The following is a 12000-nucleotide window of genomic DNA, read 5'->3' as shown; positions in this document are numbered from 1 at the left end:
TGTGCAATCGGTTGGTATGACGAAACAGTCTCACAGGTGGCAGTGGCTCGGCCCGTCGATCGGTCATTGCTTCCACTCTTGCCGGCAGCAAGATGCGCAGGCTGCTCGCGAGCAAGCTGAGCCATGCGGTCGAATTCCAGCTTGCGACGCAGCGCAACAGCGACGGCGGCGAAGCGCTGGACGCGTTCCACTCGACGGCTTCGTGTGTGAATAGCCGGCGCGCACGTCCGTTCATTCATCCGTGCCGACAACGTGCCGGCCCCGGTTCAGGCGAGCCGTTCCGATCCGATGACATGCACGCCCGGGCGTGCATCGATCGCCGCATCGAGCAGCGCGCGCGCGATGCGCGGCGCGGGATTCACGCGCCACTTCGGCGGCAACAGCGGCCCGGCGGTACCGAGCGCCAGCGCCATCATCCGTTCGCCGAACCGGAACTCGTCGCGGCTACCGCCGATCAGCCCCGGCCGCACGCAGGTAAGCGACGCGAACCCGATGCCAGCGAGCGCACGCTCGACCTCGCCCTTCACGCGGTTGTAGAAGATGCGCGACGCCGGGTCCGCGCCGAGCGCGGAATTCAGCACGTAGGTCGGCGTGCCGGACCGGTGCGCGAGGCGCGCGACCGCGAGCGGATAGTCGTGATCGACGCGGCGGAATGCGGCCTGCGAGCCCGCGACCCGCATCGTGGTGCCGAGCGTGCAGATCACCGCGTCGGCCTGCCACCAGTCGGCCGACTCGGGCAGGTGATCGAAGTCGACCGTCAATGCGCGCATCTTCGGATGCGGCGACAACGGCCGGCGCGCGAGCACGACGACCTGGTCCACCCGCGCGTCGGCCAGCGCGATGTCGAGGACGTGGCGCCCAACGAGTCCGGTCGCGCCGACGAGCAGCAATTTCATGTGCAGTTGTCCGTGTATGGCCGGTGCAGAGCTGGCCGTGAGCGGCAGCCGTGCGACGCGGCACATCGCCATGCCGCATCGCGGCGGAGCCGCCCGTTCGAAGCCGATGAATCGGACGGGATACCGACACGATGAACGGTTCGCGCACGAGGGTCAACAGCGACCCGCGAGCCGCGCATGCTCGAACGCGATCACACCGGTCGCGCGGATCGGCGCCGCAGCCGGGCTTCGTCCGGCGACGGATGACGACGGATGCCGACGCGCGTTCACACGTGCAACGCGTGTCCCAGCGCGCGCAATGCCGCCTCCTGCACCGCTTCGCCGAGCGTCGGATGCGCGTGGATCGTGCCGCCGATGTCCTCGAGCCGCGCGCCCATCTCGAGCGACTGCGAGAACGCCGCGGCCAGTTCCGACACGCCGCGCCCGACCGCCTGCCAGCCGACGATCAGATGCGTGTCGCGCCGCGCGACGACGCGCACGAAACCGTCGGTCGCGTGCAGCGTCATCGCGCGCCCGTTCGCCGCGAACGGGAACGACGCGCTGATGCAGTCGACGCCGGCCGCCTTCGCGTCGTCGGGCGACCAGCCGGACGTGACGACCTCGGGATCGGTGAAGCACACGGCGGGGATCGACGCGGGCGTGAACTTGCGGCGCCGCCCTGCGATCAGCTCGGCCACCATCTCGCCCTGCGCCATCGCGCGATGCGCGAGCATCGGCTCGCCTGCGACATCGCCGATCGCCCATACGTTGCGCATCGAGGTCCGGCATGCGTCGTCGATGCGCAGCGCGCGGCCGTTGCGATCGAGCGGCAATGCTTCGAGCCCGAAGCCGTCCACGCGCGGCCGGCGCCCAACCGCGACCAGCACGCGATCGGCCGGCAGCGTCTTCTGCGCGCCGTCGGGCGCCTGCACGCGCACCGCGCCGTCGCTCGCCAAACCGAGCACCGTGTGGCCCAGCCACAAACCGACGCCGAGCCGCGCGAGCGAATCGGCGACCGGCTTCGCGAGTTCCGCGTCGTACGCGGGCAGCACGCGCTCCGCCGCTTCGACGATGCTGACCTCGACGCCGAGCTTACGATAGACGGTCCCGAGTTCGAGCCCGATGTATCCGGCGCCGACGACGACCAGCCGCGTCGGCAACGACGTGGGCGACAGTGCGTCGGTCGACGATACGACGTGCCCGCCGAACGGCATCGACGGCAGCGCGACCGGTTCCGAACCGGTCGCGAGCAACAGGTGTTCGCATGCGATGCGCGTCGTGTGGTCGCCGGCGACGACATCGACCGTCTTGCCGTCGACGACGCGCGCGTCGCCCTGCAGCACGCGCACGCCGTGCTTCTTCAGCAGCGCGCCGACGCCGCGCGTGAGCCGCTCGACGATCCCGTCCTTCCATGCGACGCTTTTCGCGATGTCGATCTCCGGCGCGCGCACGCGAATGCCGAGCATGCCTTCGCCGGCCTGCGCGCACGCCTGCTCGAACGCATCGGCGACATGGATCAGCGCCTTCGACGGAATGCAGCCGATGTTCAGGCACGTGCCGCCGAGCCGTTCGCGCTCGACGAGCACCGTCGGAATGCCGAGCTGCCCCGCGCGAATCGCGGCGACGTAACCGCCCGGCCCGCCGCCGATCACGAGCAGCGTGGTGTGTTCGTTCGGCATCGCACTCACTCCACGAACAGCAGCGCCGGGCGCTCGAGCAATCCACGCACGGCCTGGATGAATTCGGCCGCGTCCGCGCCGTCGACGACGCGATGGTCGAACGACGACGACAGGTTCATCAGCTTGCGCGCGACGATCGCGCCGTCGCGGATCATCGGCCGCTCGACGATCCGGTTCACGCCGACGATGCCGACCTCCGGATGGTTGATGACCGGCGTCGACATGATGCCGCCGAGCGCGCCGAGGCTCGAGATCGTGATCGTCGAGCCGGTCAGCTCGTCGCGCTGCGCGCGGTTCGCGCGCACCGCGTCGGCGAGCCGCGCGATTTCCGCCGAGATCGACCACACGTCGCGCGCTTCCGCATGACGCAGCACCGGCACCGTGAGGCCGCTGTCCGTCTGCGTCGCGACGCCCATGTGCACCGCGCCGTAACGCGTGACGACACCGGCTTCGTCGTCGTAGCGCGCGTTGATCTGCGGGAAGTCGCGCAGCGCGATCACCATCGCGCGGATCAGCAGCGGCAGCGGCGTGAGCCGGCCACGCGCGTCGCCGTGGCGTCGGTTCAGCTCGCTGCGCAGCGATTCGAGCTCGGTGACGTCGATCTCCTCGACGTAGCTGAAGTGCGGAATGCGGCGCTTCGCTTCCTGCATCTTGCGCGCGATGGCGCGGCGCAGGCCGATCACCGGCACCTCCGTTTCATCGTTGCGCTCGTCGTAGCCGCGCGCTTGCGCGCCACCCGCCGCCGTGCCGCCCGTGCGTGCGTACGCATCGAGGTCCGCATGCAGGATCCGGCCGGCCTCGCCGGTGCCGCGCACGTAGCGCAGCTCGATGCCCATGTCCCAGGCGCGCTGGCGCACCGCCGGCGACGCGAGCGGCCGTTCGCCCGGCGCGAGGGCCGCGCGCGGCGGCGCCGCGTGTTCCGTGCGACGCGGCTCGGCCGGTGCACGCTCAGCGGTGTGGCGCGCTGCCTTCGACGCGTCGTGCGCTTCGGGGACTTTCGATGACTTTGCAGGCGCGTCAACCGCCGCCGGACGCGACGTCGCATCCGCTTCGGCATCGCGTGCCTTCGTGCCCGGCTTCAGGTTGCCGTTGCCTTCGACCTCGACACGAATCAGCTCGCTGCCGACCGCCATCATCTCGCCGATCCGGCCGCCGAGCGCCAGCACCTTGCCCGCCACCGGCGACGGAATCTCCACCGCCGCCTTGTCGGTCATCACGTCGGCGAGCGGCTGGTCTTCCTTGATCGTCTGGCCGACTTCCACATGCCAGGCCACCAGCTCGACCTCGGCGATCCCTTCGCCGATATCCGGCATCTTGATCACATGAATCCCCATCTCAGGCCTCCATCACGCGTCGCAATGCTTCGCCAACCCGGGCCGGGCCGGGGAAATACGCCCATTCCTGCGCGTGCGGATACGGCGTGTCCCAGCCCGTCGTCCGCTCGACCGGCGCTTCCAGATGGTAGAAGCAGTGCTCCTGGACGAGCGATACCAGTTCCGCGCCGTAGCCGCAGGTGCGCGTCGCTTCGTGCACCACCACGCAGCGGCCGGTCTTGCGCACCGATGCGACGATCGTGTCGAGGTCGACCGGCCACAGCGTGCGCAGATCGATCACTTCCGCGTCGATGCCGGTCTCCTCGGCCGCGGCGAGCGACACGTGGACGGTCGTCCCGTACGTCAGCACCGTGAGGTCGTTGCCGGGCCGCACGACGGCCGCCGTATCGAGCGGCACCGTGTAATAGCCGTCCGGCACCACGCTGCCCGGATGCTTGAGCCACGACGTGACCGGCCGCTCGTGATGGCCGTCGAACGGCCCGTTGTACAGGCGTTTCGGCTCGAGGAAGATCACCGGATCGTCGTTCTCGATCGACGCGATCAGCAGCCCTTTCGCGTCGTACGGATTCGACGGCATTACCGTGCGCAACCCGCAGACCTGCGTGAACATCGCCTCCGGGCTCTGGCTGTGCGTCTGGCCGCCGTAGATGCCGCCGCCGCACGGCATCCGGATCGTCATTGGCGCGGTGAACTGGCCCGCGGAGCGATAGCGCAGCCGTGCGCCTTCCGACACGATCTGGTCGGACGCCGGGTAGAAGTAGTCCGCGAACTGGATCTCGCAGACCGGCCGCAATCCATACGCGCCCATCCCGACCGCCGCGCCGACGATCCCGCCTTCCGAGATCGGCGCATCGAACACGCGCGACTTGCCGTACTTGGCCTGCAGCCCTTCGGTGCAGCGGAACACGCCGCCGAAGTAGCCGACATCCTGCCCGAACACCACCACGTCGCCGTCGCGCTCGAGCATCACGTCCATCGCGGAGCGCAGCGCCTGGATCATCGTCATCGGCTGCGCCGATGCCGTCGTCGTTTCCTGTTGCGCCATGATCACGCTCCCAGTTCCTGGCGCTGACGGCGCAGGTGCGCGGGCAGCTCCTTGTACACGTCGTCGAACATCGAGGCCGGCGACGGAATCCGGTCGTCGGCCAGCGTGCCGAACTGCTCCGCTTCCTTCTGCGCGGCGATCACTTCGGCTTCCAGCTCGGCCGTCAGCGCGTCGTGCGCGCTGTCCGACCAGATGCCTTTCGCGATCAGATGCTGCTTGAAGCGCGCGATCGGATCGCCGAGCGGGAAATGGGCCCAGTCGTCGGCCGGCCGGTATTTCGTCGGATCGTCCGACGTCGAATGCGCGCCCGCGCGGTAGGTGACCCATTCGATCAGCGTCGGGCCGAGATTGCGGCGCGCGCGCTCGGCGGCCCAGGTCGATGCCGCGTAGATCGCGAGGAAGTCGTTGCCGTCGACGCGCAGCGAAGCGATGCCGCAGCCGACGCCGCGCCCGGCGAAGGTGGTGCCCTCGCCGCCCGCGATCGCCTGGAACGTCGAGATCGCCCACTGGTTGTTGACGACGTTCAGCACGACCGGCGCGCGATACACGTGCGCGAACGTCAGCGCGGTGTGGAAGTCGGCTTCCGCGGTCGCGCCGTCGCCGATCCACGCGGACGCGATCTTCGTGTCGCCCTTGATCGCCGACGCCATCGCCCAGCCGACCGCCTGGATGAACTGCGTCGCGAGATTGCCGGAGATCGAGAAGAAGCCGGCTTCGCGGTCCGAGTACATCACCGGGAGCTGGCGCCCCTTCAGCGGGTCGCCTTCGTTCGACATCAACTGGCAGATCATCCGTTCGAGCGGCACGTCGCGCGCGATCAGGATGCTTTGCTGGCGGTAGGTCGGGAAGCACATGTCGCCGTGACGCAGCGCCATCGCGTGCGCGGCGCCGATCGCCTCTTCGCCGAGGCTCACCATGTAGAAGGAGATTTTCTTCTGACGCTGCGCGATCATCATGCGCGCGTCGAAGATGCGGGTCTTCAGCATCGCGCGCATCCCGGCGATCAGGCGCGCATCGTCGAGGTCCGGCGCCCATGGGCCGAGCGCTGCGCCGTGGTCGTCGAGCACGCGCACGAGGCTGCGGGCGAGATGGGCGGTGTCCGCGGGGGCAACGTCGATCGGCGGGCGGCGAACCGCGCCGGCCGGCGATAGATGCAGATAGGAAAAATCCGTCTTGCAGCCCGGACGCCCGGTGGGCTCCGGCACATGCAGACGCAATGGCTCTGACAGGCTCATCGTGTCGTCTCCACGCTCGATTGTGTCTCACGCTGTTGGAACGCGCGGCCGGTTGCCGGCTCACGCGCGGGCTGGCGCACGGATAAGCACGCCAACCTTGAAAATCTATGCCTCGCGAAGCGCGACGTCGATGACCAAGCCGCTCGATTGCGGTGAGCAGATTTGCCATGGTGGGTGTCGGCGGGCGATCGGCGCCGCCGGCGTGGTGAACGAAGGCCGCGTGTGCTGCGATGCGTCAATGGCTGCGGAGCGTGCGGATCGCGGCCGCACCGATCGTTCCGCGTCGATCATGTCGGACGATACGAAGCAAGAGACCCCGCGAAATCCGGGATCTCGGCGGGGTCTCTTCGTCCGGGCGCTTGCCGGGTCGTGCCGGCGCGATGGGTTACGCGTCGGGGCGCGCGATGTCGAAGCGGCTGTCGGGCTTGACGTGCACGTAGGCCGACGGGCCGCCCGCGCGAAGAATGATGCCCGCGCCGAACGTGTCGAAGATGCCGTCCTTCAGCAGGTCGTGGCGAATGTGCACGGCGATGACTTCGCCGAGTACCAACGTGGCCGGCGAGTCGACGCCATGGTGATCGCGCAGCGGGATCACGTCGGTCACCTTGCATTCGAAGTTGACGCCGCTTTCCGCGACGCGCGGCACATCGACGAGGCGCGACGGGATCGCGGTCAGGCCGCCGAGTTCGAATTCGTCGACGCCGTACGGCACGGCCGCACAGGTCTGGTTCATCCTGTCGGCGAGATCGCGCGTCGCGAGGTTCCAGACGAACTCGCCGGTCTCCTGCACGTTACGCAGGCTGTCCTTCGCGGCCGTGCTCGAAAAGCCGATGATCGGCGGACGATAGTTGAATGCGTTGAAGAAGCTGTACGGTGCGAGGTTGATCGTGCCGTCGCTGCCTCGGGAAGAGATCCAGCCGATCGGGCGCGGGCCCACGATCGCGTTCAGCGGATCGTGCGGGAGGCCGTGGCCTTGCGAGGGTTCGTAATAGTGATGGGTCGAGTCGGTCATGGCGTGATGTCGAGGCAGGCAAGCAGCGTTGAAGTCCATCGACCGGCGCGCGTGTGCCAAGGGCAGCAACGGTGTGCGGTGCGATGTGCGCGCCAAGTATCACATGGGGTCGGTTTCGTTGCAGTGAGGGTGCGGTCGCGCGCGACGTTGCAGCGGCGATGCATGTGGCACGCAACATAAAAAAACCGCGAGCCCTTCATTCGTTTTCTCGCTCGCGGTTTTTTCAAATCTTCATTGAAGCGGTCGCCGTCGAACCAGGGAGGGAGGCCGAAAAGGGCTCGTCAGTGTATATGTCCTGCGAACAGTCCGAGCAATCCTATGATGATCAAGTAGATCGCAACGATGAAATTCAGCAGGCGCGGCACCACCAGAATCAGAATGCCAGCGATCAGCGAGACCAATGGGCTCAAGTTCGTGAATATGTGCATGGCGTTGCCCCTTAACAATAGATCGCGAAATCGCCAACTGGAGCACCTCGAAACCGTATTGCACGACCCTGTGCTTCGGAGCCGCTCCTTTTCAACGCTGCATGCGATTCCGTGACGGGTGGGAGATTTTTACCGACGCAGGCAACCGGAACCCTGACCGGTTGTCAGTGCAACGTTTGTTTGCATGCCGCAGCGATTTTCGTGCCTGCCTCGGCGCGTGCGGCCGATTTCGTCTGTACGCTGGAATCCGACGACATCACTCGAGATGCCACGCTTATGCCGCACCGCACATGAATTTCAATTTGCGCCGCGAGAATGCGCGTGAGAATGAAGCCCTAGAAATTGCGTGCCAAGCCGACCATGAACATATCCTGGTCCTTGTCGTTGCCGGTCGCGACACGATTGAAGCGCAAGCTCGCCGCCCAATCGTTCGTGACCTGGTAACTCACCTGCGCGCTGAGCAACGCATTGACTCTCGTTTTGCTTGAGGCTTCGTCCCGGTCGTGCGAAAGATACGGACCTGCCCCTGCCGAAAGCGTCCATTTGGTCTTGATCGGCGCGACGTACCAGAGTTGCGCTGCCACACCCCTTCGGCCGGCGACGCCATTGTTGCCTTCGTAGACGAAGCTCGCCGAATAGGCCCACGCATTGCCGAGCGGCCGTTTGACTTCGACCATGTAGCCCTTTTCGATCGGCACTTGAGGACGGTTCGTCTGCGACGTCCCGGCCCAAATGCTGACCTGCGTCTTGCCGTCCGACAACGCCGGGCCGGGATCGCCGCCAAAATCCGAACCGATGCCGAACAGCACCGCGTCGGAATTGAATCCGCCAATCATCTGCACGTGGTTGTACTGCAGCTTGAGGAAGAAGCGGTCGGGAACGAGGTAATACCGCACGGCTGCTGACGCGCGCACACCCCAGCGCTTTTCATTGCGCGCCTGGTTGTCGACATGGGTCGTGTCGATGCTGAAATACGGCCCCGCCGACAATTCGACCGCCACGCGATTGCCGAGCGGCCAACGAAACGAACCCAGCGCGGCGAAGCCGTCACGGTGGTGATCCACCGGATGCCCCTCGTTCAAATAGGCGAGGTAGATCGAGAAGTAGTCGTTCAACACGTCGCCGAAGCCGACTTCGTAGGCGCGCCAATGCATATCGCCGCCGTCGGTCGCGCGTCCGTCGCCATACACCGCATAAGCGTTGATCGTTCTTTCCGATGGCTTGAACGCGGTCGGTGAACTCGCGGGACCGTCCTCGGCATGCGCGTGGCCAATGCCTGCCAGAATCGCCAGACCCGCGATCGAGCCCGTGACGACGAAACGTGAATAGATGCGACGGCACTGTCCCATTTGGCCTCCCCACCTGAGCTGAACCCGGATGCTGGACGACGGTTGAACGAACGTCATGCGAATCGAATCTGGTACTGGACGGGGCCGCTGGCATTCCTCGAGCGACGCGAACCAGTGTGCGTTGAGGCGCCGGTGAAAGGCATTGGGGTATCGCCTAGCAAGGTGGCCATGAACGCACCCGACGGCTCGGCATGAAAACAAAAAACCCGCGAGAGACGCTTGTTTCTCGCGGGTCTTTGAAGCTTCGTGGAATCACACGGAAGCGATGTTGGTGCCGGGGACCGGACTTGAACCGGCAAGCCAATTAAGGCGGCGGATTTTCGTCACACTGCTTCTTTCGAAGCCGGCGTCGTCGAAACGATGCCGTTCGTGCGCTGGACTATGCCTTCACCGTCGCGCGCGGGCGTGATCGCCGCCCGTGCGCCTTAGGCGCCCCCCGTCTAGTCTCTACACCTTCCTCGCTGCGATCTCACCGCGAGGCTTGGCTCGGCGTTGCCTCGATGCGCGCATCAGGGGTTTCGCCGAATTTGAAGGGTTCTGCACCGACCGTTTCCGGCCGGGCACTCAATCGTTTAAGTCCGCTATGTTTACCAATTTCATCACCCCGGCAAAAGGGCGGGACGCGATTCTACCATTGCTTCGCGCATGCGTTCCCTGATTCACGCGCGGCGCATCGCGACGCGGCATGCCTGCCTGCACCATCCGCGGCCGAATTCATATCCGGACATCGACCCCGCCGCCACAGCGTCATCGATTTCGTCCCGCGCCGCAATATCCCCCGATACAATCACTGCGCCCCATTCTCGGGGCGCAAAACGTCTGATGTTTGTATCGTATTTTTTACGAAACAGATGTCTGGCGAGTCATCGCGAAGTCACAAACATTTTCGATAATCCATCGGTCGAAAACGTTTACATCGCGTAACTTCATGACCCCCACCATCAAGGATGTCGCCGCGCTCGCCGGCTTTTCGATCGCCACCGTCTCGCGCGCGATCAACGCGCCGCATACCGTCAGCCCCGCCACGCTGACGACGATCCGCACCGCCATCGACACGCTGCAGTTCCGCCCGAGCCCGCTCGGCCGGCAGTTGCGCGGCGAGCGCACGCGCCTCGTCGGCGTCGTCGTGCCGACGCTGTCGAATCCGGTGTTCGCCGACTGCCTGCAAGGCATCGACGCACTCGCGACCGCGGCCGGCTTCAAGCTGATCGTGATGACGACCGAATACGACGAGGCACGCGAGCGCCACGCGATCGAGACGCTGCGCGAGCAGCGCGTCGAAGGACTGATCCTGACCGTCGCCGACGCCGACACGCATCCGCTGCTCGACATGCTCGACCGCGACGGCCCCCACTACGTGCTGATGCACAACGACACGCAACGCCGCCCGTCGGTGTCGGTCGACAACCGCCGCGCTGCCTACGACGGCGTCCGCCTGCTGACCGCACGCGGCCATCGCCGCGTGCTGATGCTGGCCGGCTCGCTCGCCGCGTCGGACCGCGCCCGCCAGCGTCATCTCGGCTACGCGCAGGCGCTCGACGAAGCCGGCGTCGCGACGCTGCCGCCGGTCGAAGTCGACTTCAACGCGGCCGAGCTGCCCGACGCAGTGCTCGCGCATCTCACCGCGCAGGCCACGCGCCCCACCGCCCTGTTCTGCAGTAACGACCTGCTCGCGATGGTCGTGATGCGCGGCCTGCGCCGCGCGGGCTTCTCGATTCCCGACGATCTGTCGGTGCTCGGCTTCGACGGCATCGCGATCGGCGAGCTGCTCGCGCCGCCGCTCGCGAGCGTCGCGACGCCGAACCAGGACATCGGCCGTCATGCATGGCGGCGCCTCGTCGAATGCATCGGCGGCGCGACGATCGAGCGCACGTCGCTGATCCTGCCGCACACGGTGCGCGACGGCGCGACGGTCGCGCCGCCGGCCGCCAACCTGCAATTGCACCAAGCCTGAATGCGTGTGCCGCGCGAGCGCGCGGCGACATACCCTTACCTCGCCCGGAGACCCACCGTGTCCTTTCGCCTGACCTCGCTGCTGCGCGTGCTCGCCGCACCCGTCGCCTGCGCCGCGCTCGTCGCGTTCGCGCCCGCCGCCCATGCCGACGAATCCGCGATCTGCTACAACTGCCCGCCCGAATGGGCCGACTGGGCCGCGCAAATCGCGGCGATCAAGCAGAAAACCGGTATCCGCGTGCCGTTCGACAACAAGAACTCCGGTCAGGCGATCGCGCAGCTGATCGCCGAACAGAAGAGCCCGGTCGCCGACGTCGTCTATCTCGGCGTGTCGTCGGCATTCCAGGCGAAGGACAAGGGCGTGATCGCGCCGTACAAGCCCGCGCACTGGAACGACATTCCCGCGAACCTGAAGGACCCGCAAGGCTACTGGTTCGCGATCCACTCGGGCACGCTCGGCTTCTTCGTGAACAAGGACGCGCTCGACGGCAAGCCGGTGCCGCGCTCGTGGGCCGATCTGCTGAAGCCCGAATACAAGGGCATGGTCGGCTACCTCGATCCGTCGAGCGCGTTCGTCGGTTATGCGGGGGCGGTCGCCGTGAACCAGGCGCTCGGCGGCAGCCTCGACAACTTCAAGCCGGCGCTCGACTGGTTCCGCAAGCTGAAGGCGAACGCGCCGATCGTGCCGAAGCAGACCGCGTATGCGCGCGTGCTGTCCGGCGAGATTCCGATCCTGCTCGACTACGACTTCGACGCGTATCGCGCGAAGTACAAGGATCACGCGAACGTCGAGTTCGTGATTCCGCAGGAAGGCACGATCGCGGTGCCGTACGTGATGAGCCTCGTGAAGGGCGCGCCGCACGACGCGAACGGCAAGAAGGTGCTCGACTTCGTGCTCTCCGACGAAGGCCAGAAACTGTGGGCCAACGCGTATCTGCGTCCTGTGCGCGCCCAGACGCTCGGCGCCGACGTCGCCGCGAAGTTCCTGCCGGCAAGCGAATACGCACGCGCGAAACCGGTCGACTTCGGCAAGATGGCGGCCGGCCAGCAAGCGTTCGGCCTGCAATACCTGCAGGTGATGCAGTAAGCG

10 protein-coding genes are annotated in these 12000 nt (G+C 66.5%); 2 read left to right on the top strand and 8 right to left on the bottom strand.

The window, feature by feature from the left end; genetic code table 11:
• Positions 1-266 precede the first annotated feature (266 nt).
• The 8 genes from ABIC50_RS03385 to ABIC50_RS03350 all read right to left on the bottom strand — a co-directional run bounded on the left by ABIC50_RS03385 (position 267) and on the right by ABIC50_RS03350 (position 8957).
• Positions 267-896, bottom strand: a complete 630-nt coding sequence (locus ABIC50_RS03385) for a Rossmann-fold NAD(P)-binding domain-containing protein (protein ID WP_354161552.1) — start codon at positions 894-896, stop codon at positions 267-269.
• 266 nt (positions 897-1162) lie between these two features.
• Positions 1163-2554: a dihydrolipoyl dehydrogenase gene (gene lpdA / locus ABIC50_RS03380; RefSeq protein ID WP_354161550.1), complete on the bottom strand. Its 1392-nt coding sequence runs from the start codon at positions 2552-2554 to the stop codon at positions 1163-1165.
• A gap of 5 nt (positions 2555-2559) precedes the next feature.
• The gene (locus ABIC50_RS03375) at positions 2560-3888 is read right to left on the bottom strand and encodes a dihydrolipoamide acetyltransferase family protein (RefSeq protein WP_354161548.1); all 1329 of its coding nucleotides are present in this window, start codon (positions 3886-3888) and stop codon (positions 2560-2562) included.
• A gap of 1 nt (position 3889) precedes the next feature.
• Positions 3890-4933, bottom strand: coding sequence for an alpha-ketoacid dehydrogenase subunit beta (locus ABIC50_RS03370; RefSeq protein ID WP_011656456.1), 1044 nt, complete (start codon positions 4931-4933; stop codon positions 3890-3892).
• Positions 4934-4935: 2 nt separating this feature from the next.
• Positions 4936-6168 (bottom strand): 3-methyl-2-oxobutanoate dehydrogenase (2-methylpropanoyl-transferring) subunit alpha, encoded by a 1233-nt coding sequence (locus ABIC50_RS03365; protein ID WP_105833783.1) that lies wholly within the window; start codon positions 6166-6168, stop codon positions 4936-4938.
• Positions 6169-6553: 385 nt separating this feature from the next.
• Entirely contained in the window at positions 6554-7180 is a 627-nt protein-coding gene (locus ABIC50_RS03360; RefSeq protein WP_354161545.1) for a flavin reductase family protein, read from the bottom strand.
• Positions 7181-7461: 281 nt separating this feature from the next.
• The gene (locus tag ABIC50_RS03355) at positions 7462-7608 is read right to left on the bottom strand and encodes a DUF3096 domain-containing protein (protein ID WP_011656453.1); all 147 of its coding nucleotides are present in this window, start codon (positions 7606-7608) and stop codon (positions 7462-7464) included.
• A gap of 335 nt (positions 7609-7943) precedes the next feature.
• On the bottom strand, positions 7944-8957 hold the full coding sequence (locus ABIC50_RS03350) for a hypothetical protein (protein WP_354162170.1): 1014 nt from the start codon (positions 8955-8957) through the stop codon (positions 7944-7946).
• A gap of 928 nt (positions 8958-9885) precedes the next feature.
• Between ABIC50_RS03350 and ABIC50_RS03345 the strand changes: the two genes are divergently transcribed.
• Positions 9886-10911 carry a LacI family DNA-binding transcriptional regulator gene (locus ABIC50_RS03345; RefSeq protein WP_105833786.1) on the top strand — a complete coding sequence of 342 codons (1026 nt, stop codon included), beginning with the start codon at positions 9886-9888 and terminating at the stop codon, positions 10909-10911.
• Between the two features lie 57 nt (positions 10912-10968).
• Positions 10969-11997 carry an ABC transporter substrate-binding protein gene (locus ABIC50_RS03340; RefSeq protein WP_165751153.1) on the top strand — a complete coding sequence of 343 codons (1029 nt, stop codon included), beginning with the start codon at positions 10969-10971 and terminating at the stop codon, positions 11995-11997.
• Positions 11998-12000 lie beyond the last annotated feature (3 nt).

Source organism: Burkholderia sp. 567 (assembly GCF_040545115.1).
Classification (GTDB): Bacteria; Pseudomonadota; Gammaproteobacteria; order Burkholderiales; family Burkholderiaceae; genus Burkholderia; species Burkholderia ambifaria.
Note: the sequence above shows the minus strand (reverse complement) of the source record. Positions and strands in the feature narration are given on the sequence as shown.